Origin of the sequence: Pontibacter korlensis, from assembly GCF_000973725.1 — a bacterium.
GTDB classification, from domain to species: domain Bacteria; phylum Bacteroidota; class Bacteroidia; order Cytophagales; family Hymenobacteraceae; genus Pontibacter; species Pontibacter korlensis.
Genome location: NZ_CP009621.1, coordinates 1297371 through 1320617, shown reverse-complemented (window position 1 = coordinate 1320617; position 23247 = coordinate 1297371). Strand labels below are relative to the sequence as shown.

Annotated in this window: 16 protein-coding genes and 1 pseudogene; 12 read left to right on the top strand and 5 right to left on the bottom strand. The window is 47.2% G+C overall.

From position 1 onward, the window contains the following. Positions 1-118 precede the first annotated feature (118 nt). Positions 119-1936, top strand: coding sequence for a molecular chaperone HtpG (gene htpG / locus PKOR_RS05550; protein ID WP_046309601.1), 1818 nt, complete (start codon positions 119-121; stop codon positions 1934-1936). Positions 1937-2167: 231 nt separating this feature from the next. Here the strand turns inward: htpG and PKOR_RS05545 are convergent. Then, positions 2168-3691: pseudogene (locus PKOR_RS05545) on the bottom strand (IS1182 family transposase); the annotation flags it as partial. A gap of 287 nt (positions 3692-3978) precedes the next feature. Between PKOR_RS05545 and PKOR_RS05540 the strand changes: the two are divergent. Continuing rightward, a complete protein-coding gene (locus tag PKOR_RS05540; protein ID WP_235337260.1) occupies positions 3979-4896 on the top strand; it encodes a toxin-antitoxin system YwqK family antitoxin in 918 nt (305 codons plus the stop codon). 507 nt (positions 4897-5403) lie between these two features. On the opposite strand, the gene PKOR_RS05535 is transcribed toward PKOR_RS05540, so the two are convergent. Continuing rightward, the gene (locus tag PKOR_RS05535; RefSeq protein ID WP_046309599.1) at positions 5404-5766 is read right to left on the bottom strand and encodes a YraN family protein; all 363 of its coding nucleotides are present in this window, start codon (positions 5764-5766) and stop codon (positions 5404-5406) included. A gap of 22 nt (positions 5767-5788) precedes the next feature. Between PKOR_RS05535 and PKOR_RS05530 the strand changes: the two genes are divergently transcribed. The 10 genes from PKOR_RS05530 (at position 5789) to porN (ending at position 15886) form a co-directional block, all read left to right on the top strand. Next, the gene (locus PKOR_RS05530) at positions 5789-6820 is read left to right on the top strand and encodes a bifunctional phosphoglucose/phosphomannose isomerase (protein ID WP_262501863.1); all 1032 of its coding nucleotides are present in this window, start codon (positions 5789-5791) and stop codon (positions 6818-6820) included. A 1-nt stretch (position 6821) separates the two neighbouring features. Beyond that, positions 6822-7556, top strand: coding sequence for a lipoyl(octanoyl) transferase LipB (lipB, locus tag PKOR_RS05525; RefSeq protein WP_046309597.1), 735 nt, complete (start codon positions 6822-6824; stop codon positions 7554-7556). Further along, positions 7540-7947, top strand: coding sequence for a hypothetical protein (locus PKOR_RS05520; RefSeq protein ID WP_046309595.1), 408 nt, complete (start codon positions 7540-7542; stop codon positions 7945-7947). Before lipB ends, PKOR_RS05520 begins: the two co-directional genes overlap by 17 nt. Positions 7948-8157: 210 nt before the next feature. After that, the gene (locus tag PKOR_RS05515; RefSeq protein WP_235337257.1) at positions 8158-9237 is read left to right on the top strand and encodes a DUF4271 domain-containing protein; all 1080 of its coding nucleotides are present in this window, start codon (positions 8158-8160) and stop codon (positions 9235-9237) included. 52 nt (positions 9238-9289) lie between these two features. Next, positions 9290-10093, top strand: a complete 804-nt coding sequence (locus PKOR_RS05510; protein ID WP_046309594.1) for a uroporphyrinogen-III synthase — start codon at positions 9290-9292, stop codon at positions 10091-10093. Between the two features lie 163 nt (positions 10094-10256). Continuing rightward, entirely contained in the window at positions 10257-11219 is a 963-nt protein-coding gene (locus tag PKOR_RS05505; protein ID WP_046309592.1) for a PorP/SprF family type IX secretion system membrane protein, read from the top strand. Between the two features lie 230 nt (positions 11220-11449). After that, a complete protein-coding gene (porK, locus tag PKOR_RS05500; protein WP_046309590.1) occupies positions 11450-12466 on the top strand; it encodes a T9SS ring complex lipoprotein PorK/GldK in 1017 nt (338 codons plus the stop codon). 83 nt (positions 12467-12549) lie between these two features. Then, positions 12550-13353, top strand: a complete 804-nt coding sequence (gene porL, locus PKOR_RS05495) for a type IX secretion system motor protein PorL/GldL (RefSeq protein ID WP_046309588.1) — start codon at positions 12550-12552, stop codon at positions 13351-13353. 52 nt (positions 13354-13405) lie between these two features. Further along, positions 13406-15001 carry a type IX secretion system motor protein PorM/GldM gene (gene porM, locus PKOR_RS05490; RefSeq protein WP_046309586.1) on the top strand — a complete coding sequence of 532 codons (1596 nt, stop codon included), beginning with the start codon at positions 13406-13408 and terminating at the stop codon, positions 14999-15001. 24 nt (positions 15002-15025) lie between these two features. Further along, complete coding sequence (gene porN, locus PKOR_RS05485; protein ID WP_046309585.1) at positions 15026-15886, top strand: type IX secretion system ring subunit PorN/GldN; 861 nt, start codon at positions 15026-15028, stop codon at positions 15884-15886. 80 nt (positions 15887-15966) lie between these two features. Here the strand turns inward: porN and uvrC are convergent, their stop codons facing one another. From uvrC to porW, 3 genes are read right to left on the bottom strand one after another with little or no spacing between them, the layout of a single operon-like run. Then, positions 15967-17787 (bottom strand): excinuclease ABC subunit UvrC, encoded by a 1821-nt coding sequence (gene uvrC, locus PKOR_RS05480; protein ID WP_046309583.1) that lies wholly within the window; start codon positions 17785-17787, stop codon positions 15967-15969. A 12-nt stretch (positions 17788-17799) separates the two neighbouring features. Then, complete coding sequence (locus tag PKOR_RS05475; RefSeq protein WP_046309582.1) at positions 17800-20115, bottom strand: penicillin-binding protein 1A; 2316 nt, start codon at positions 20113-20115, stop codon at positions 17800-17802. 4 nt (positions 20116-20119) lie between these two features. Beyond that, positions 20120-22969: a type IX secretion system periplasmic lipoprotein PorW/SprE gene (gene porW / locus PKOR_RS05470; protein ID WP_046314126.1), complete on the bottom strand. Its 2850-nt coding sequence runs from the start codon at positions 22967-22969 to the stop codon at positions 20120-20122. Between the last annotated feature and the right edge of the window lie 278 nt (positions 22970-23247).

Here is a 23247-nt window from a genome sequence, read left to right as displayed (position 1 = left end):
ACGTGAATTCATAAAAACTGACAACCTGTCACGGCAGCGCCCTCTGGAACAGGATTTGAAAGTGACCCTGAAGTATAGAATCAGCAAAAGATTAATCTAAACCTATAAAGTATAGACAATGGAAGAAAGAGGTAATATCTCCATCCACACCGAGAATATTTTCCCGATCATCAAGAAATTCCTGTACTCCGACCACGAGATTTTCCTGCGTGAGCTGGTAAGTAACGCCGTGGACGCTACTCAGAAGATCAAGCGCCTCTCCTCTATCGGAGAGTATAAAGGCGACTTGGGCGAGCTGAAGGTAAAGGTAACCGTTGACAAGGATGCCAAAACCATCACCATTTCCGATAATGGTATCGGTATGACGGCTGAGGAGATTAAGAAGTACATCAACCAGATTGCTTTCTCGGGTGCTACAGAATTCGTGGAGCGTTTCAAGGATTCCGGCGATCAGGATCAGATCATTGGTCAGTTCGGTCTGGGCTTCTACTCTGCCTTTATGGTGGCTGAGCGCGTGGAGATTGTTACGAAGTCGTACCAGGATGGCGCTGAGGCTGCCCGTTGGGAGTGCGATGGCAGTACTGAATTCTCTATTACAACTGCTGAGCGAGCGGAGCGTGGGTCGGATGTAATTCTGCACGTGGCGCAGGACTCAGAGGAGTTCCTGGAGACAGCCCGCATCCGTACTATACTGGACAAGTACTGTAAGTTCCTGCCGGTTCCGGTGGAGTTCGAGGGTGAGACCATTAACAACCCTAACCCTATCTGGACAAAGCAACCGTCTGAACTGAAGGATGAGGATTACAAGGAGTTCTACAAAGAGCTGTATCCATTCTCTGAGGCGCCGCTGTTCTGGATCCACCTGAACGTAGATTATCCTTTCAACCTGACTGGTATCCTGTACTTCCCTAAGCTGAAAAACGACTTTGAGGTACAGCGCAATAAGATACAGCTATACTCACGCCAGGTGTTCATTACCGACGAGGTGAAGGACGTGGTGCCGGAGTTCCTGATGCTGTTGCACGGTGTAATCGACTCACCGGATATCCCGCTGAACGTGAGCCGCTCTTTCCTGCAGGCAGACTCTAGCGTTAAGAAGATCAACACTTATATCACTAAGAAAGTAGCCGACAAACTGGCTGAGATCTTCCGCAAAGACCGTGAGACGTTCGAGAAGAACTGGGACGACATCAGCGTGTTTGTGAAGTATGGCATGCTGTCAGACGACAAGTTCTATGAAAAAGCCAAAGACTTTGTGCTGCTTCAGAATACGGAAGGCAAATACTATACGTTAGAAGAATACAAGGCACTGGTGCAGGCTAACCAGACAAACAAAAGCGACCAGCTGGTGCTGCTATACACTACCGATGCTGATAAGCAGCATGCTTTTGTAGAGGCCGCCCAGAACCGCAGCTACGATGTGCTGAAGCTTGACTCCGTAATCGACAGCCATTTTATCGGGCTACTGGAGCAGAAGTTGGAAAAAACTACGCTGAAGCGTGTAGACTCTGAGACAGTCGATAAGCTGATCGAGAAGGACGAGACGAAAGAAAGCGTGCTGAACGACACCGAAAAAGAAGAGCTGAAGAAGGTGTACGAGGAGGCCATCAATAATAAGAACATGACGGTGGATGTAGCGCCTATGTCTCCGGATGATGCGCCGGTGGTGATTACGCTGCCAGAGTTTATGCGCCGCATGAAAGACATGAACCGTGCAGGCGGTGGTGGTATGATGTTTATGGGCGACATGCCAGATACGTATAACGTAACCATCAACGCAAACCACCCACTTAACCAGCGCGTGCTGAAAGCTGAAGAGAAAGGCAAGTTGGCCCGTCAGGCTTTCGACTTGGCCCTGCTGTCGCAGAACATGCTGTCAGGAGCTGCTTTAACGAGTTTTGTGAAGCGCAGCTTTGACCTAATCACAAAAGAATAGTACCTTTATTATTATACCTACAGTTAAAGAGGGTGTCCTAAAAGGGCGCCCTCTTTGCGTTTATCCGGTTGCTATTGTTTTTCAGGCGGCCATGTAGAGAACGGCTCGTCTCGGGCTGAAAAAGGCGGAAAAGTGGTCCAGCAAGCAAGCATGAGCCGCGGTCGGCTGTTTCAGCGCGCCAGAGAGGCCGGAGGCGGCCCTTTCCAGCGCCTCTTCGAAGGCTTTTACTCCCTTTCGGGCTACTTTGCGCAGGTTATGGGCCACAGCGGCCAGGCCAAAGTCCACCTCGGCTTTGGCCAGCGTGCGCAACCTAAAGCGGGTGAAGCGGTTGTTGCTCTTGACCTGCCCAAACACGGCCTCGGGCTCAATGGCCCTTTGCCTGCGGTGGCGCACCCCCTCCTCGCTCAACAGTAGCTCCCGGGCCTTTGCCTTCAGGCGCTGGAGCCGGTGGTTGACCTCGATGACTCTGTTGCCCTTGCCCCTGAAGCACTGCCCTCTTAAGGGGCAACTCTCGCACCGGCGGGCCTGGTAGCGGCTCACCTGCGAGACATAACCCAAGTCAGATGTACGCTCGTACTGGCCCACCTGCTCCAGCCGCTGGCCCATGGGGCAGACGAAGAAGTCCTCCTGCTGGTTATAGTACAGGTTAAGCGGATGGAAGATGTCATTTCGGAACTTGCGCTTCTGCTCTTGATGGAAGTAGTTGTACTTGACATAGGCCTGGATCTGCTTATCCTCGAGCCAGGCGTAGTTCTGCTCCGAGCCGTAGCCGGCGTCGGCCACCACTTCTTTTGACTGCTGCTGGTAATGCTCCTGGAACTGCTGTAGGTGGGCAATCAGGGTGGCCGTGTCGCCCGGCCGCTGGTGCAAAGAGAAGTTGGTGATCAGCTGGTTCTCCGAGCTGATCTGCACGTTGTAGGCCGGCTTCAGCTGCCCGTTCTTCATGTGGTCTTCTTTCATCCGCATGAAGGTGGCGTCCTCGTCTGTTTTGCTATAGCTGTTCCTGTCACCGAGCTTCTCTAACTGCTCCTCGTATTTTTGTAGTCGCGGCAGGTGCTCTTTTTCCAGTTTGGCCACCTGCTTGCGGGCTTTCTTGTCCAGCTCAGCCACGTGCTCGTTGAGCTTTTGAATCTCCTCTTTGAGCCGGTGGGCGTCCACCTTCTCGGGCAGCCGCTCCTGGGGCGCTTTCCTGTCTTCTTTGATGGCCTGGCCGATGTCACAGAGCACGCTCCTGATCTTCCGCTCCAGCTTTTCTTTGTTCTTCTCCACTGAGCCCCGCCACACGAAAGTATAGCGATTGGCGGCTGCCTCTATCTTGGTGCCGTCCACGTACTGGGTCTCGAGGCTCACATACTCCAACCGGTGCATCAGGCGCACCACCTGGGCGAAGAGCTCCTGGACCTGGTTTTTGAGGCGACGGCTTCTAAAGTCATTGATGGTGCGGAAGTCGGGGGTGCTGCCGCCCGAGAGCCACATGAAGTGGATGTTCTCTTCCAGGGCCCGGGCAATGCGGCGGCAGGAATAGATGTTGTTCAGGTAAGCGTAGAAGAGCACTTTCAAGAGCATCCGTGGGTGGTAGCTGCTCGTGCCCCCGCCTTTATAGGTGGCTATGATGCGGTCGATGTTGAGCTCATCGACCACCCGGTCCACGAGCCGCACCGGGTGGCCTTCCGGGATGCGGTCTCCGATGCTTTGGGGGAACAGGACCACCTGGTGGCCCGGCTGCTCCTTGAAAACAACGTTGCGCCTTTTCATGCCTACTAAAATAGCAAAAGGCGAATAAATGAAAAAGGGACTGCCCTTTTTGGACAGCCCCTTTTTTGCATGCGTCAAGCGCCAAAGTATCAATGAAACTTACCAAGCGCTGATGTAGTTATAGGGGACATAACGCTATGTTGGTGTGTATACTTATAATGTGCATCTTTACGTTTGTTAAACTGCTGATTGCTTGAAAGGAAGTACTGATGAAATATCTATACTCATACCTTTTCAAAATATTCAGAAACCAAACTCTCAAACATCTTAAACCCGCGCACTCAAAATTGGAAAGGTTAGTTTATACTTTGTTGATAGGCGTTGTACTGCTAAGCATGGGCAGCTGTGGGCAGCCTAAGTGGAACAGCGACTATAACCTGAACGTGGCACGCCTGAAGGAGAGCAGCAAAGTTAAAACCGATGCCCTTGCCTCTGCCGATACAACCAAGCCTGGTATTGAGGTAAAGAATCCGCTGGAAGAAGAGATAAAAGAGAAAGAGAAGAAGCGCAAGGTAAAGCGTAGCAAGCGAGAGTTTTTAGGCTATAAGATAAAGCGCGGTTATACCAAGAGCGGTGGTCGCTACAAAGAAACCATAGAAACCTTTAGTTACCTGCCCGAGCATCAAGAGCCAAACCGATACGCCCCCTACAAATACTATTACGATACTGATAAGCGTAAACTAGCCCGTTCAGCCTCGAACGTAGAGGACACGGATCGTTATAAAGTGCTGCATGGCCCTTACAAAAAGACCGTTGATGGAGAGGTCGTGGAAGAAGGCTACTTTTATGTGGGCACGAAACACCTGCGCTGGGAGAAGTACCGCAATAACGATGATCATACTCTAGTGGATAAGGAACACTATGAGAAAGGCTTCCTGCGCGATGCTGTAGTTACTTATTACGGCGACACGAAAAAGATAAAAGAGGTGATCCCGTACGAATACGGAGAGGTGCAGGGAACCTACTACCGTTTCTATGAAAACGGACAGCTGCAGTGGAGCGGTCAGTATGAGAAAGGCCGCAAAGTAGGCGTATGGATCAATTACTATGACTTCCGAAACCGCCGGCGCTACGAATATCAATATCCTGAAACAGCCTACGATAAGCCACACGAGCCTTACCTGATTAAAGAGTATAACCGCCACGCGACCCCTATCTACGAGCGTGGTAAATTCGATAAACGCTCACAAGCAAGCAATCAATAGGTTTTCTAAACACCCCCTGGTCTTTTCCTTGGCTACGAGGAGAGTTTTACTGTAGCTGCCACTCCAGACTATAAGTGCTGTAGTTAAAATTATTCAGGTTAACCCACTCCTAACCTCTCCGAGGAGGGGGAATTTGTAGCAGCTATTGCTTTGCAGTAACACCTCCCTGCCCTCCTCAAGGAGGAAGTTCTGCTGATTCGTGAGGTATAGGATAAGATCCTACTGTAAAGTCAGTAGCTAGCAAAACCTGATCCCAGTCCTTGGGTTGTGCGCCTCGAGAGGTTCCGGTAACGAGCGATAGCGAGGCATTGCGACTCAGGAGCAAAGGAAGCGAAAGCAGCGCGATGCCCTTATCGAGAGCCCGTACCCCAAGGACGAGGCCACCCGGCCTTGAGGGCACCAAAGTAGGAGGTGGAATAAGCTGGTTGTAAAGCTATGGATGAACAGTAGCTAGAAAGTATAACCTTGTCTTTGCACTAGAACAACAAAGCAATCTATACACTTATCTCAATAAAAAGCATCCTCAATATGGTGGATCTCTGGAGGAGAAGTAAGCGTTACTGAGATTATATCAAACCGAACTTCATGTTGCCATTCTTCCTGCAGAATATACTCCTCGGCTGCACTTAGCAGCATTTCTTCCTTTTTAGAATTAACAGCCTCCTCAGGGTAACCGTAGTTATTAGAGGTTCTCGTTTTCACTTCTACAAACACTAGCAGGTCGGCTTTGCGCGCAATGATGTCTACCTCGGCGCGTTTATACCTGTAGTTTTGTTGCAGAACAGTATAACCCTTTTGCTGCAGGTAAGCAGCAGCATGATTCTCGCCTAGTTGGCCAGTGTGGAGGTGCTTTCTTATTTGAGAAGCCATATTAATCTAGTACTTTGCAGGCATTTGGTACTGCTGCAATAACTTAAACACGGAAACTATGAAGAAACTTGTTGAAGGCTTTGTACAGCAGCTGCGCCACGCTATTGAAATTGGGGAGAGTGCCTCTGTTACATTCTCAGGCCCCAAATATAAGAATGTTGTGATAGCGGGCATGGGATCTTCTGGCATTGGCGGCAGTATCATAAAGTCATACGTAGCTGATAAGCTATCGGTACCTTTGCTGCTGAGTAACGGTTATAACATACCGGCCTTTATTGGACCAAGCACATTGTTCATAGCCTCCTCTTTCTCTGGTAATACCGAAGAAACTATCTCTGCGGTTCGTGAGGCGATGGAGGCAGAAGCTAGCGTCTGCTTTGTTACCTCTGGCGGGGAGCTGTTGCGGATAGCACAGGAGAATAGCATGCCGCACATAGTTATACCTGATGATTCGGGCCAGCCACGTGCCAGCTTGGGCTACTCTTTAGTGCAACAGCTATACCTGCTTTACTATGCCGAGCTTCTGGACGACACCTTTAAAGTAGAGCTGGCTCAGAGTATAAATTTGCTGGAGGAGCAGATCGGAAGTATAAAAGTACAAGCCAGTGCGTTAGCCAGCACCTTTCGCGGCAAACTGCCGGTGCTTTACGCCAGTGATCTGTTTGAGCCAGTGGCCGTACGCTTGCAGCATCAGCTAAACGAAAATGCAAAGCAGCTGGCGCATGTAAATGTCTTTCCGGAGATGAACCACAACGAGATTATGGGGTGGCAGTACCCGGAGAAACTATTCGAACAGCTGGTTGTTCTATACATCAGAACGTCCTATGACCATCAGCGTGTGAAATTGCGCATGGATCTCTCCAAAGCAATCTTTGAGCGGAAGGAGCAGAGTGTGATGGAAATAGAGGCTGTGGGAGCTACTTTTATGGAGCAGGTGCTTTACCTGGTTCACCTGTTCGACTGGGTATCGGTGTACCTGGCTGAGCTGAATAAAGTAGACCCAGAAACAATAGATAATATTAATTACCTGAAGGGAGAACTTTCCAAAGTATAACGTGCAAAAGAATACCGACATACAATTTGAGCACCTGGGGCTAATCGACTATAAAGAGGCTTGGGATTACCAGGATAAAATCTTTACCAGCATTCTGGACCTGAAAGTGCAGAACCGCAAGGCAGAGTCCGGAGAAGAGGTGCCGACGCCCAATTACCTGCTTTTCTGCCAACACCCACACGTGTACACACTGGGCAAAAGTGGTCACGAAGAGCACTTGCTACTGAATCAGGAGGCCCTGCAGGCTAAAGGTGCCACTTATTATAAAATTAACCGTGGCGGCGACATAACGTACCATGGCCCCGGCCAGATAGTAGGCTACCCAATCCTGGATCTCGAGAACTACTTCACCGATATACATAAGTACCTGCGCTTTCTTGAGGAGGCCATTATTCTGACATTGGCAGATTACGGCATACAGGCCGGCCGCATAGAAGGGTTTACCGGCGTGTGGCTCGACCACGTGGAACAGCAAAACCCGCGTAAGATTTGCGCCATGGGAGTAAAGTGCAGCCGTTGGGTAACCATGCATGGCTTTGCCTTCAACATCAATACAGACCTCGATTACTTTAACAACATTGTACCGTGCGGTATTTCTGATAAAGCTGTAACTTCGCTGGCCAAAGAGCTGGGGCATGAAGTGCCGCTGGCCGAGGTAGAAGAAAAACTGTTAAAGCACTTAGGTTCCTTGTTTGGAGCCTCCATTATAACTGCTGCACATGAAGAAGGATATTGATTTTGGGACGGTAGAGGGTATTGCAGTGGCAGTTGCCAAAAGCACAGACTCTACCTCCGGCGATCTTAACTGGAGCGTATACTTAATTAACAATAATAGCTTCCCGATTGATAACGTATTAGTGGCCTCTAAGGGCTATGGCGTTGTTGACGGAGATGAGGTGAAAACATCGGTGCTGCGGCACATGTTTGAGCGCGTAGAAGCAAAAAGTTTTGTGCAGGTAGAGCCTATTGATCCGGGTATATTCCACATAAATAACGAATACTGGGTTAGCTACTATATAGATCGTCAGATTTACGACAAGCGCTTTGTGTTTGTGCCAGACTCCATAGTAGAAGATAACCTGATCGAAATAGGCATGCTGCAGATGCAGGGCGTGCTGCATTCTTAGTATAGGGTAAGTATAAGTAGCGACACATATAAGTTGTACTTATTAACCTTTTACCATCCTGACTATTAATTACCTAAAGCTGCCGCTGATGGCAGTAACCTGAAATCTGTTGGCGCAGTGCACAAAGCGTTACTAAAGCTTAGCTTCATATTAATTACACTTACCCTTGTATGGTTAGGCCAAGTGCCTGCGCAAGGGCAGGTATTGCCGTTGGAGCAGAAAAACACCATTACCAGTAACTGGTTGGTGCAACGCGGAGGCGACGCAGGCCAGCTGGTGCCATATGTGGCCAGCATGCATGCTGATTATAATGCGCTGCACCAGTGGCTGCCCATTACACAGGCGCAGCCATTTAACATAGCCTTCACTGCACCTAAAGATTTATGCCTCTTCCTGAACAACAGGCTAATATTCAAGGCTGATTCTACTGCTTACTACACATTGGATTTGGCAAAGTACAGTGGGGGGACTCAGCCTGTGGAAGGCAAGTATCTGCTGACTGTGTGGCACCCGGTGCAGCAGCCAAGTGTCAGCTCTTTTCGAAATGTACCTTTTGTGAAGGATTCGGTGCAAGAGCCTGGTGAAAGACCATTATCTGTAAAGGTGCGTGAGTACGTTAATCAGAATGCTTTCATCATCTTTATGCTGCTCATAGGGCTTACTTATGGATTGCTGCGCGTAAACTACCCCAACGACTTTAAAAACCTCTTCGACCCTAACCGCTTTCTGCGCACCAGCTCGCAAGAGACGCTGCAGTTCAGCAAACCCATAGGGGCAGTATCAAACGTGCTGTTTGTACTGGCTTTTTCGCTGTCGCTAGCCCTTCTTATCGCTGCAATCCATACCAATGTGCAGCATGTAAGGTTGTTTAACCGCCTGTTCCCAGTATCGGAAGCCGATATTACCACTAAGATCTTTTTTTATACTTTACTTATTTTCGGTGTGGTAGTGTTTAAATATGCCTTTCTGAAGCTGATGGGATTCGTTTTTGGTCTTGGAGGGCTGGTGCAGTTACAGTACCAGGAGTTTATGCGTTCGTTACTTTTCTTAGGTCTGTTCCTCCCCTTGGTAATGTTGCTTTACCTGTCGCTGAACATGATGATGCCAGATGCTATCCTGCTGATATCGAGCTTGGCGGTGTCCTTAGTGTTGGTTATCACGATACTGCGAGTGTTTTACGCGGTAAATAAGAAAGTCTCAGTGATAAATTTGCATTTATTTTCGTACCTTTGCGCCACAGAAGTGATTCCGCTGGCCATTATGCTAGAACTTATAATATTTAACTACTAGCACAGACAGCGGCTATCGCAGCAGGCGAACTTTTATAAGCATCATTTATAATATGGCTGAAAGCAAAGCAAAGGGCTCTGCGAACCCTGAAAGACACAAGTTTCCGATCAAGAGTATTCTGGTTACACAACCACAGCCTACTACCGATAACTCACCTTATCTGTCTATCGCGGATAAGTATGGCATAAAGGTAGACTTTAGGGCTTTTATTGAGGTGGAGCCAGTTCCTTTTAAGGAGTTTCGCAAAGATAAAGTGGATATCCTGTCGCATACTGCCGTTATCTTTACGAGCCGTAACGCAGTAGACCACTTCTTCCGCATTTGCCAGGAAAGCAAAATTGAGATGCCAGCTGATATGAAGTACTTCTGTATTTCTGACCAAACGGCTTATTACCTGCAGAAGTATATCACGCTGCGCAAGCGTAAGTTGTTTGTAGGCGAGAAAACTGCGAAAGATCTGTTTGAGGTAATTAAGAAGCATAAGAACGAGAAGTTCCTGTTTCCTTGCTCTAACATCCGCAAAGACGATATACCTGAGTTCTTGACAGCAAACAAGATAAAGCACACAGAGGCTATTATCTATAAAACTGTTGCAGCAGATCTTTCTGACCTGGATGATGTAACGTATGATTGCCTGGCTTTCTTTAGCCCATCAGGTATTCACTCATTATTTATCAACTTCCCGGACTTCAAACAAAACAATACCCGTATTGCTGCCTTCGGTCCTACCACGGCCAAAGCTGTGCGCGATGCAGGACTTGAGCTGGATATAGAGGCTCCAATGCCAAATGCGCCTTCTATGACGGGGGCCATAGAGGTGTATATACAGAACCAAATGCAAGAGGCAAAAAAATAAGCTGCTAACGCAACTTTTACATTGCATTTGCATACTTACTAAAACGCAAACGCCAGAGCTGCACTACACAGACTGGCATTTGCGTTTTAGTGTTTAATAGCTATATTTGAAAAGCGTTCTGTGCAAATTAGCTCATCCTAACCTTGCCTTCTTGCCGCAGCCTATGAAAAAGCTTTTACCTGTATTGCTGCTGGTGCTCTTAGCAGCACCCTTCGCCAAAGCGCAGCAGCAACCTCAGTTTACCCACTATGGGTTTAATGGCATGCAGATAAGCCCTGCCTACGCTGGCATTACAAACCGCCCTGAGTTCATGTCTATTTACCGTTATCAGTGGCTGGGATATGATGCCTCTTTCGATGACGGCGGTGCTCCGCAGACACTCTTCCTTTCAGCTCATACACCGGTAAGGTTGCTGCACGGTGGCGTTGGGTTAAACCTGATGCGTGACAAGATTGCCAACACGACCATACTTACAGCGGCACTCTCCTACTCCTTTCATATAAATGTTGGCGAAACAGGTAAATTTGGCTTAGGTATCCAGGGAAATGTAAACAACTACAAGAAGGGAAGATACCGCGCCATAGATGAAGGAGATCCTAATGTGCCATTTAATAGCTCGGATACAAAATATGATTTAGGCGCGGGCGTTTGGTATGAATCAGGGACGTTTTATGCTGGTGGCGGTGTGACAAACCTGCTAAAATCTGAATACCAGTTTGCCGACTCCAGCAGAACAGGGCGTGGTACACTATTAGGGGAAAACCACATTTATGCGACTGTAGGGCTTCATGTGCCGCTCACACAAGATGTGACGCTCACTCCCACAGCCTTGCTAAAACACGATACAGAAACTTTTTCATTTGATATTGGCGGCAGATTAACTTATTTAGAAAAATATTGGGCTGGAGTGAATTATCGACATGAAGAAGCTGTTAGTGCCCTTGTGGGAGTGTCTCTGTTTCAGGACAATGCCCTGCGAGTGGGTTATGCACTGGATTTAACAACCTTCAATAAGGCTGCCAAGGCAGCTACCTCTCATGAAGTTATGGTTAATTATCGACTGCCTGAGCCAGTCATAAGGTTTAAGCCTCCGGTAAGAACCCCCCGCTACTTCTTTACAAGGTAGGGAGGAGTATAATTGTAACTGCCTTTTTACTTTTATGGGCACTTCTTTAAAAAGTGCAGGAAAAAATACTGTTGCATAGTGATAATAATCAGCCCCTTACCGCGTTAAAAAAATTAAAAAAGGTGTTGAAGTGAATTGTTTTTTATTTATTCCTAATTCTCATATATTTGCTACACTCGTAAAAGTGTGCTAAAATCTATTACAGAAAATTTTACTTTTTAACAGTCATCATGAATAAACTACTTAAGCTGTCTTCCTTCGCATTGGCGGTGGTGCTGCTTGCAGGCTGTGGGATGGGACGCGGACCGCAAGGTGATCTTGTTGGTGCCGAGGACAGACCAGAGTACAATCCGCAGGAAGTACCATACGGCATGGTGGCCTGTCCTGGCGGTACATTCCACATGGGACAAGCTGATCAGGATATCGCGGCATCCATGGCAAACCTGAACAAGCAAGTAACAATTGGTGGCTTCTACATGGACGAAACCGAAATCACTAACAACGAATACCGCCAGTTCATCAATGTGATGATGGAGGATTCGCTGGATGTATTAGGTGAAGAGTACGTGATGAGCGATCTCTATCCGGATACGACTGTTTGGGTAAAAGACTATACGTACCACATGGGAGACCCGCTGATGGAGTACTACTTCTCGCACCCAGCATTTGATGATTATCCAGTGGTAGGTGTTGATTGGTTTGCTGCCAAATACTTCAGTGAGTGGCGCACCAAGCATAAAAACCAGGCTAACGCTGAGAGCGGCCGCGCTCCAATGCCGCAGTTCCGCCTACCTTCAGAGGCAGAGTGGGAATATGCAGCAAGAGGTGGTCGTGATATGGCAGTTTACCCATGGGGTGGCCCATACCTGCGCAATGCCAAAGGTTGTTTGTTAGCTAACTTTAAGCCAGGTCGTGGCGACTACTACAGTGATGGTTTTACTTATACAGCTCCTGTAGCTCAGTTCTTCCCGAACGACTTTGGCCTGTATGATATGGCCGGTAACGTGGCAGAGTGGTGCGAGGATGCATATTCTGACGCTACTGTTCCGATCACTTGGGACTTGAACCCAGTGTATAACGATCCTAACGAGCCACGCAAAGTTGTAAGAGGTGGTTCATGGAAAGACATTGCTTACTTCCTAGAGACAGGCACACGCAACTTTGAATTCCAGGATTCTGCCAGATCTTATATTGGCTTCCGTAATGCGATGATTTACCTGGGACGTTCTTCAGGTAGAGAGTTTTAATAAGAAATAACAATAACTTAATAATCACCAATCCCCCCCTTTTATTTATTAATCAATCGTTCACTACTTAATTAGAAAACAAAATGAGCAAAGCTAAAGGTCGCAGTTTCTTGTTCGACGTGTTGATGCCTAAAGTATATGGTATCGGTGCTGCCGTCGTAATTGTGGGTGCGTTGTTCAAGATACAGCACTGGCCAGGCGCCGATTTAATGCTGATCCTTGGTCTGAGCACAGAAGCAATTATCTTCTTCCTTAGTGCATTCCAGCCGCAGCATGCGGAGCCGGATTGGGCTAGAGTTTATCCACAACTTGCTGATGATTATGCTGGTGAGGGTATTGTTCCTGCAACAGCTGCAGTATCGGCGGGACCGTCTGTAACAGGCAAACTAGACGAAATGATGCGTAATGCTGACATTACGCCAGAAACTATCAACCAGCTTGGTCTTGGCCTAAACCGCCTGAGCGAGACAGCAGCTTCTATGGCGGACATGAGTAACGCTGCTGCTGCTACTGAAGAGTACACTGTACGTGTAAGAGCTGCAGCCGGCCAATTGGATAAGATCAACAATGCATACGCTACAACAGCAGATGCCATCGCACAAATGGCTGTTTCTGCTTCTGATGCAAAAGAGTACCATAACCAGATCCAAGGTATGACCCGCAACCTGGGTGCTCTGAACGCAGTGTATGAGATGGAGCTTCAGGACGCTAATAACCACCTGAAAGCCATGAATAAATTCTATGGCAACTTAAGCATGGCCATGGAAAACCTAACTGATGCCAGCAAAGATACAGAACAGTTTAAACAGGAAGTTTCTCGCCTGACACAAAACCTGCACTCTCTGAACACAGTGTATGGTAACATGTTGACGGCCATGAAAGGTTAATCCCAGTTTAAATAGTTCTAACTCAAGAAAACAACAGTTAATATAGTATAAAATGGCTGGAGGAAAAGAGACACCTAGGCAGAAGATGATCGGTATGATGTACCTCGTACTGACCGCACTTCTAGCCCTTAACGTGAGCTCGGCTATCCTGTTAAAGTTTCAGTTCTTGGATGAATCCTTACAGAGCGTGAACAGAAAAACAGTGAGTGATAATGCCGGGGTCGTATCTAATATACAGGCTGCCATTGCAGAAAACAAGAATCCTTCTGCTAATGACCAGCGTGTGCTGAAAAACGCACAGGAGGTACGTCAAAGAACATCTGAAATGGTCACCTATATTCAAGGTCTGCGCAACATGCTGATCGAGAAATCAGGTGGTAAAACTGCAGAAGGTGGCTATGCACAGCCGGAAGGCAATGACATAGTAGCCATGAACATGATCGGTGCAGCAAGTAAAAACAATGGCGCTGCGTATGAGCTGAAGGATAAGCTAAATGAGTTTGCTAAATTCCTGAACCAGCACAACGAAAGCGTACCAGATAAGCTAGCACTAGATGGTTCTGAAGATCCGGTTGCGAAAAATGATCCTGCACAGCGTCGTAAAGACTTTGCACAGCTTAACTTCGAAGAGACTCCAATGGTAGCTGCTCTAGCAGTACTATCTCAGAAAGAGGCAGAAGTGCTGAAGTATGAGGCGGACGTGTTGCAGAAGCTTGCTCAGCAGGTAGGTGCAGACATCATCAAGTTCGAGAAGATCTTCGCAATGGCTCGTGCTGAGTCTAAGACAGTAGCAGCAGGTACTAAATATACTGCTGATATGTTCATCGCAGCTTCTTCTGACAACATCACACCTAAAATGACTTTCCAGGGTAAGCCTGTGAAAGTAGAGAATGGCCTTGGTAAAGTAGAGTTCGTGGCTTCTGCCTCAAACTACGATGCTGATGGAAACTCAAAGCAAACATGGAAAGGTCAGGTAACAATTAACCAGAATGGACGCGATACTACATTCACAGTAACTGAAGAGTATATTGTAGCGAAGCCAGTAATTCAGGTTCAGTCTGCTTCAGTACAGGCACTGTACTTCCAGTGTGCTAACGAGCTGAACATTCAGGTGCCTGCATTGGGTGCTGTTTATGACCCAAGCTTTAGCGCTTCAGGTGGTACAGCAGTAAAAGGAGCTAAAAAGGGTGAAGTAACAATTATCCCTAATGCTACTGAAGTAACCATCAATGTAAGCAGCGGCGGTAACTCTATTGGTTCTGAAAAGTTCAAGGTACGCCCTATACCAAAGCCAGAACTTGTGGCACTGGTAAATGGTCGACCAATAGACGTGAAGCGTGGAGTTCCTGCACAATCTTTCAGAGCAGTAGAAATACAGGCTGTAGCAGACGAAGGCTTCAAGCAATTATTACCTAACGAAGCACGTTATAGAGTAACGAAGTGGAGAGCGTACCTGGTGCGCAACAACCAACCGGTAGAGCAAGGAGAATTTAACGGCCCTACAGCTAACTTAACTAGCTTTGCCGCTAAAGCAAACAAAGGTGACCGTGTTGTAATCGAAATTCTTGACGTGAAACGCCTGAACTACAAAGGGCAGGCAGTGGACGTGAACGTAGGCACGCCAAACTTCAACGTTCCTTTAAATTAACACATAGAAGCTTACAAGAGGAGTATGAAATTAGTTAAAGCAATAGGTGTAGCGGCCGGTCTAATGTTATCTGTAGGTGCTATGGCACAGCAGGTATCGAATACTACGGCTAGTAATCCTTCGGCAAGGCCTATTCCAGAGTCTGATGTCCTGTTTAAGAAAACAGTATGGCGTAAGATCGACCTTCGTGAGAAGCAGAACAAGCCATTGTTTTCAGAAAACAGAGAGATAACTAAGGTTATAATCGAAGCTGTAAAAAGCGGAGAATTGACTGCCTATAGAAGTGACTCTGTTAGTACACCTATCACGCGTGAGGAGTTTTTGCAAAACATGACTCCGAAACAAGCAGATGGTGGCCTGAGTGAAGAGGAACTTGCGGCTGGTTTTGGCGAAGTTCAAGAAGAGGATGATGCTTGGGGTTCAGCCTTGGGCGGAAATGCTGGAACTACTGAGGCTGCTCCTGTAAGCAATGAGTTTTTTCCAAAGCAGCTGTACCTACTAGAATTGAAGGAGAATGTGGTATTTGATAAAAAGCGTTCGCGCATGTACCACGATATCCAGACAATAAGTATCAAGGTCCCAGCGACGCTTAACCCACTAGGGTTTGAGCAAAACGTAGCTAGCTTCAAAATGAGCGACCTTGTACGTTTGTTCCGCAACAATCCGGAAACAGCGATCTGGTATAACGCACAAAATGATGCTCAGCACAAGAATTTGGCTGATGCTTTCGACCTGTGGTTGTTCAGCTCATACATCACTAAAATTTCGAACCCAGGCGACCAAAGCTTGGCTTCTATCTATGGTGGTGGTAAAAAAGGACTGTTAGCCGCTCAGGATGCTTTGGAAGCTCTAATAGAATATGAGTATAGCCTGTGGAGCTACTAAGACCTACAGCTTACTAAGCAATAAAAAAGGAGACTCTGAACAGAGTCTCCTTTTTTATTGTCTATAAATAAAAAAGTGTATCAGGCATTCTCTCCCTCGGCAGGATGTAGATGAGCATAAAGTATAGAGGCTTTTGCCTTACCGATTTCTGCAGCTAGCTCATCGAGAGTTAGATCTTTTAGCTTTTTAACAGACCTGAACTTTTGCAGCAAGGCATCAGCAGTAGAAAGGCCGATACCTTTTATATCAGTGAGCTCTGTTTTCAGCGTTCCGGCATCACGTTTACTTCTATGGAAGGTAATAGCAAAGCGGTGAGCTTCGTTCCGCAAGCGCTGGATAAGCTTTAACGATTCTGACTTTTTGTCGATGTAAAGCGGAAGCGAATCCCCAGGATAAAAAATTTCCTCCAGGCGCTTTGCAATACCGACAACAGCAATTTTACCATAGATGTTGAGGTCACGAAGAGCCTTAACAGCCATTCCTAATTGTCCCTTACCACCATCGATGATGATAAGCTGCGGCAGAGGCTGATTCTCATCAAGGAGTCTGCGGTAGCGGCGCGTAACAATCTCATACATCGATTCAAAATCGTTAGGACCAACAACAGTCTTAATGTTGTAGTGGCGATAGTCTTTTTTGCTAGGCTTACCATTCTTAAAGCAAACCATGGATGCCACTGGGTTATCACCCTGAAAGTTTGAGTTATCGAAACACTCTATCTGGCGAGGCAACTCCGTAAGGCGAAGGTCCTTTTTAAGCGTTTCCAGCACACGCAACTCACGCTGCTCACTCATCTCTTTATTCTTCTCCTGGCGTCCTTCACGTTCCTTGCGCAGATATAGTGCATTCTTAAGGGATAAACTCAACAGCTTCTTCTTATCACCAATCTGCGGATAGGTAATAGTAACGTTATCCAACGGCAGCCTCAACTCAATATTTGTGATTACTTCACGGGAGGTACTCTCAAATTCCTGGCGTAACTGTACTATTACTGAAGCAAGAATATCAGTATCATCCTCATCAAGCTTTTTCTCTAGTTCAAGAGATTGTGTGAGGATAATAGAGCCATTCATTACTTTGAGGTAGTTAATGAAGGCACACTGCTCATTGCTCGTGATAGTGAATACATCAATGTTGGTAAGTGTATTGCTAACTACCGTGGACTTTGCCTGGAAATCCTCCAGCATATCTAGCTTCTGCTTGAACTTATGAGCAAGTTCATACTGATAATCCGCTGCTGCAGCGGCCATATGCTCCTTAAAATAAGCCTTAGCAACAGATAAATTACCAGAAAGAATGTTCTTGATTTGCGCGATGTTGGCGTTATACTCTGCCTCATCTACCAACGCTTCGCAGGGACCCTTACAGTTGCCAATATGGTATTCCAGGCATACTTTGAACTTGCCTGCTGCAATATTTTCAGGGGTAAGGTTATAAGTACACGTGCGTAAAGGGTACAGCGTACGAATAAGATCTAGCACCACATGCATTGTAGTGCCGCTAGGATAAGGGCCAAAATAACGGGAGCCGTCGTTTTTCTTATTGCGGGTACTTATAACGCGCGGGAAACGTTCGTTTACAATGCAGATGTAAGGGTACGTTTTACCATCCTTGAGCAGGATATTATACTTGGGCTGGTACTGCTTAATGAGATTGTTCTCCAGCAGAAAAGCATCAGCTTCTGTATCTACAATGGTAAACTCAATGTCCTTTATCTGTGAAACGAGCTTAAGCGTTTTCTTATTATGCTGAGCAGAGCGGTTGAAATAGGAGCTTACTCGCTTCCGGATATCAACCGCTTTGCCAACATAGATAATGCCATTATCGTCGAAGAACTTGTAGATGCCGGGCTTGTGCGGCAGGTGCGATATTTTCTCTTTCAGCTTTTCGTTGGCTGGCATAAATGATTTGAATTAGATCTCAGCATCTAGGTCAATCTGGGACGGCAGGTTCAGGAACTCATCTTGCTGAGCCGAATCAATCTGCACTCCCTGATTATACTTTTCACAATCTAATTCTACAGATAAAGGCATAGAAGGTTTAGGGAAAGGCTCCTTAGACACATCCAAAGACTTATCTTTATAAACTTTCTGCATGAATGAGCCATAGATAGGCATGGCCAACTTACCACCCTGTCCCAAAGCAATGGTTCTAAAGTGAATGGAACGATCCTCGCCACCAACCCATGTGCCGCAAACAAGATCAGGGGTTACACCCATAAACCAGGCATCAGAGTAATTCTGCGTGGTACCAGTTTTAGCGCCAATCTCATTCTTCAAACCATTGCGGAAGCGCAGGCCATAATAGGCCGTACCACCTGGCTCAGCAGCTGCCTTCAGCATATGTATCATCATGTAGGCAGTTTCCTCACTAAGAGCCTCTACAGTTTTAGGAACAAACTCAGCGATCACGTTACCATGCTTATCTTCGATACGGGTGATGAAGTTAGGCTGTACCCAAGTACCGCCGTTCACAAAAGTGCCATAGGCACCAACCATATCGAACAAGGTAACATCGCTAGTACCGAGCACCAACGAAGGAGTTTCGTCAAGAGGAGTGGAGATGCCCATGCGGCGGGCCGTCTGCGCTACAGACGGTGCGCCAAGCTTGTTTACAAGGAATGCAGAGATAGAGTTGACAGACTCAGCAAGCGCTCTACGCAAAGTATATTTCTCTCCGCTATACTTATTGTCAGCATTGTTAGGGCACCACATATTACCATCTGGCAACGGAATACAGGTCTGTGTATCCAGAACTTCGTAGCATGGGTAATAGCCGTTTTCGATAGCAGTAGTATAAAGGAAAGGCTTGAAGGTAGAGCCCGGCTGACGTGCACCTTGCTTTACGTGGTCGTACTTAAAGTGCTTATAGTTGATGCCACCAACCCAAGCCTTGATGTGGCCGGTCTGAGGCTCCATGGCCATAAAACCAGTCTGCAGGAAATGCTTGTAGTACTTGAGCGAGTCCATTGGGCTCATCACCACCTCTTTTTCTCCATCCCACGAGAAGATAGTCATAGGGACCTTCTTGTTGAGGTAGTAGTTGATAGAGTCCGTGTCATCACCAAAGCGTTCCTTTAGGCGACGATAGCGATCTGTACGTTTGATTGCCTGCTCCGGGAAGTCAACAATCTCACGCATGCTGCGGTCAACCCAAGGGTTGCGGCCCTTCCAGTGCTCGAAGAAAGCCTTCTGGCGGTCCTTCATATGTTCAGCCACAGCATCCTCGGCATACTTTTGCATGCGGGAGTCAATGGTAGTGAAGATTCTGAGGCCGTCAGCATACAGGTCATACCCGTTTTCGCGGCACCACTGTAACAGGAACTTACTAGCCTCGGTACGGAAATAGGGGGCAAGTCCTATGTTATGGCTTTCTACACGATAATCAAGTTTAATATCCTGCTCCTTTAGTTGGTTATACTCCGCCTCCGTCATGTAGCCATACTTCACCATTTGAGCAAGCACCGTATTACGACGGCGCTTAGAGTTCTCCGGATACAGTTTAGGGCTATAATAGGTAGGAGCTTTTAGAAGACCAACCAACACAGCAGACTCTTGCACTTCCAGCTCTTCAGGCTTTTTATTGAAGAACGTTTTAGCTGCTACTTTTACACCAAAAGCGTTAGAACCGAAATCCACAGTATTCAAATACATGGTCAGGATCTCACGCTTTGTATAAGAGCGTTCCAGCTTCACAGCCATAATCCACTCTTTTGTTTTCAGGATAAGCATACGCACACCTGGCACATCATTCAGAAGACCATTGTTAAGCTCATCACTACGGGTGTCAAATAAGTTTTTAGCCACCTGCTGTGTAAGAGTACTACCTCCACCTTTCTGCTGGCCGGTAAGTATACCAGCCGCCACGCGTATCATAGATTGTGGGTCAATACCTGCGTGATCCTCAAAACGGATGTCTTCCGTCGCCACCAAAGCATTAACGAGGTTATCAGGAAGTTCTTCGTACTCTACAGGGGTACGGTTCTCGCGGAAATATTTACCGAGTAACTGGTTATCTGCAGAGTAAAGCTCAGACGAAAGCTCACTCTTTGGGTTCTCAAGAGTACGCAGGTTAGGCAACTCACCAAACAAATTCAGGAAGTTGATGCTTACAGCGTAGATATAAAGTATAAAGGCAACAAAGCCGCCGATAAACAGGAGCCACAATGCCGATACAACTTTAGGGTAAATCGGGTTCTTCGGTTTTACGGTTTTTTGACGCGTAGTCATGGAGTTAATAATTGTCTTTGAAGAAGGTCAGGTATACTTCGGGATCTTTCTTCTGTATAAATTTTCCGAAGTTGGCAGAAGAGATGACAAAGGTAGTGAAATCTATGCCTCTAATTCTACCTACTGGCGCTTGTGGCGCCTTTTGTTTAATGTTATAAGACAGTGCCAGTTTCAGGTCCTGAAAAGAGCGAGCAACCAGCATAGTTTTACCGCCTCCAAAGTCCATGGTTTGTACTTCTAACTGCTCTGCTCTATAGTATGTGCTGTTATACTTTTCGTACTTCTGCTGTATATCCACAAACACCTTAGCATCGTTTGGGTAAATCAGCACAAAATAGAAAGCTGAATCAGCTTCAGGCTTATAGTCCATAGGGTTTTCTAAAGGTGCCGCCGCAGAATCTGTAGTGGCAGCCATAGCGGCTGGTTCTACTTCAGAGCTATCGCCAGAATTGGTAACCGTAGCTGGCTGTTGCTCCTGCTGAGCCGAAGCCATGTCCGCTTCCTTGGCTGGCGTTGGTGGCAGAACAGGTGTCGCCTTACTTACTGACGCAGTAGCCTGTGCAATTTCTGTGCTAACTTTTTGCTCTGGGCTTAGCTCAGAAGCTTTCTGCTTAGGAGCAGGTGGAGCAGGAGCCTCAGCCCGTAGCTGCTGCTTTTGCTCTAACTCCTGATAGGTAACTAAAAGCTTATCTGCTTGCTTCATCAATGGGCTACCCTTATGCTCCTTCTTAAACCTGTTTAGCTTGTCCCGGAGCACTTCAGGCTTTTCGGTTCTGGCAGTCACCATAGCATCCAGGAACATAACTTTATCCTGAATGTCATTGAGTGGATACTGGCTGGTGATGCGGTTCAGGATTTCTACAGTTTTCGTATACTCCTGCTCGTCATAATGCGCATAGGCAGAGTCGTAAAGAGCGTGTACCTTTACATTATCAGCAGCATTTTTAGCCATGAAACCTTCATCGTCCAGAAGGCGGGCATAAGTAGTACGCGGAAACTGCTGCTTTATTTTATTGTAATAGACCTGCTTTTGCTCTTCGTTACCGGCTCGGCCATGCAGCAAGTATAAACTATAGTATGTCTCGGCAGCATGCTCAGTTAAAGGAAAACGCTGCAGTAGTTGCTCATAAGTAGCAATGGCCTCTTCTGGTTCGCGAAGGTTTTGTGCATATATCACAGCCAGTCTGAACAAGGCTTCTTCTACCATTCGCTCTGAACGCTGTAGGGCGGCAGTGCTTAAAGGTAGTTCTTGCAGGTAAGTCTCCACCTGCGCCTTCATTCGCTCTTCAGGGGCAACCTCTTCTTCTGGGCTTGCTTCAGGCTGCGCAACTTCAGCTACTACTGCAGGTTGAGTGCCACTTTCGCCTCTGGTTCGGATGCGCCAGAAGTCCTGATTGGGGCGGTCACCCCAACGGCGGGTAAACTCTGCTCGTGCCGTGGCCATGGCTGAAGGGTTATCGAAATACCAAACCCCACCAGTGCTGTTATTTGCGCCAAAATCATCACTGTTACGGTTACGGCTTGGGCTACGGCGGTTATCTTGCTCCTGGCGCTGTGCCTGCTCCTGCTGTTGTGCAAGAGCCTCCAGCCGGGCTTCTTCTTCGCGCTGCACCAGCTGCTGCAAAAATTCGAGTCGCTCGGCTTCTGGCATCTTGGCAATACGTTGCAGGCTATCTTGGGTTTGGATGGTAGTATACTGCTGGGCAAAATCAGCAAGTATATCCCGGCGCTCAGCTACAGCTTCATACATGGCCGCCTGCGGCGGAAACACCTGTACTGCGCTGTCGTAATAGGCAGCAGCCAGGTTATACTTGTTTAGGTTATCAAAGTAAATTTCACCAGCAGCCACATAGCTGTATGCCTTCTGGTTAGGTAAAGCTCCAGGTGTGCGCAACGACTGCTCCAGGTAATCTAATGCTTTCTCGTAATGTTGCTGGCGAAGCTCAAACTGCGCCATCTCGTAATAGATCCGGTCGCGATACTCCTTGTTCTTATCGTCTTTTAAGAGCTTCTGGTAATAGCCTTCTACCCGCTCTACATCGTTGTTGTCGGCAAGTTCGGTTACCTGCCCCAGGTTTAAGCGGCTGAAGAAGCCTAGATCGTAAGGAGGGTTGTTGCGTAATACCTTGCTGTATTGCTTAATGGCCTCCTTGTTTTTGCCAGTAAGCTGGAAAAGCTGCCCTAAAGTATAGCGCACCCGCGACTCATTATCTTTTACGTCGAAGTTTGGGAGAGACAGGGTCAGGTTTTCTATCACTTGTGCCGTGTCTCCCTGCAAGCGGTAATAATGGGCACGGGTAAGGTACAGCTCACGGGCGTTCTCCTTGTTAAGGCGCTCCTTGCGCAGAAACTCCGACACCTGCTGTGCATTCTCCATCTCATTCAGCTTGATAAAAGAGCGCATCAGCCAAACCAGTGCCTCATGGCGCTCATTCTTGCCCTTGCCGTTTGCATTAACATACTTAAAGGTGCGCACAGCCTCCTCAAAGTTCAGCTCATAATAGTTTGCTTTGCCAATCAATACATAGCTGTCGTCTACCCACTTGCTGTTCTGGTGGTATTGTATCGGGAAGGATGCTTTCTTTTTGATGTCCTCCAGGTCTGCGGCCATCGTATTGGCGGTGGTGGAATCGATGGCAGGGAAGATAGGGAGCAGCTGGCTGTAATCATAAGCCGTTTGCTCCTGTAGCTGCTCTTCTAAAAGCCTCATTTTCTCCTTCGCCAGAAAGTAGCCATTGTAGCGGGCAGTAGTATTGTGATAAGCCTTGCTCAGGGGGTTATTGCGCTCAGTGGAGCATGCTGTTAACAGCAGTCCGGCAAGTATGAAGAGTATGTGAAGCGATTTCTTGTTCAAGGCTGTTAAATGTGCAGCAAGTTTGGGCACTATAATATAAAGAATAAACGTCAGGCTTCCTGCTAAAAGTATAGACTAAAGGTCCGTGATGGCAGGTGCGTTACTAATAACAGTTCGTTCAGGCCATAGGCCTTCTACAAAAATACAATAATCATCGGATAGTTAAGCAAATAGCTGTTGTGGGGCCTGCTATTGAACTATACAAAAATCTAAATGGTTTCAGGCGAGGCGTACTTTGCGGGGTATGTACAGCTTTGGCGGTTATGCACGTAAAAAGG

Coding starts and splice junctions, on each gene's coding strand:
- PKOR_RS05510 (WP_046309594.1), top strand. CDS start 9,290: ATGGCTGAAAGCAAAGCAAAGGGCTCTGCGAACCCTGAAAGACACAAG.
- uvrC (WP_046309583.1), bottom strand. CDS start 17,787: ATGCCAGCCAACGAAAAGCTGAAAGAGAAAATATCGCACCTGCCGCAC.
- porM (WP_046309586.1), top strand. CDS start 13,406: ATGGCTGGAGGAAAAGAGACACCTAGGCAGAAGATGATCGGTATGATG.
- htpG (WP_046309601.1), top strand. CDS start 119: ATGGAAGAAAGAGGTAATATCTCCATCCACACCGAGAATATTTTCCCG.
- PKOR_RS05535 (WP_046309599.1), bottom strand. CDS start 5,766: ATGGCTTCTCAAATAAGAAAGCACCTCCACACTGGCCAACTAGGCGAG.
- PKOR_RS05475 (WP_046309582.1), bottom strand. CDS start 20,115: ATGACTACGCGTCAAAAAACCGTAAAACCGAAGAACCCGATTTACCCT.
- PKOR_RS05520 (WP_046309595.1), top strand. CDS start 7,540: ATGAAGAAGGATATTGATTTTGGGACGGTAGAGGGTATTGCAGTGGCA.
- PKOR_RS05505 (WP_046309592.1), top strand. CDS start 10,257: ATGAAAAAGCTTTTACCTGTATTGCTGCTGGTGCTCTTAGCAGCACCC.
- porK (WP_046309590.1), top strand. CDS start 11,450: ATGAATAAACTACTTAAGCTGTCTTCCTTCGCATTGGCGGTGGTGCTG.
- porL (WP_046309588.1), top strand. CDS start 12,550: ATGAGCAAAGCTAAAGGTCGCAGTTTCTTGTTCGACGTGTTGATGCCT.
- porN (WP_046309585.1), top strand. CDS start 15,026: ATGAAATTAGTTAAAGCAATAGGTGTAGCGGCCGGTCTAATGTTATCT.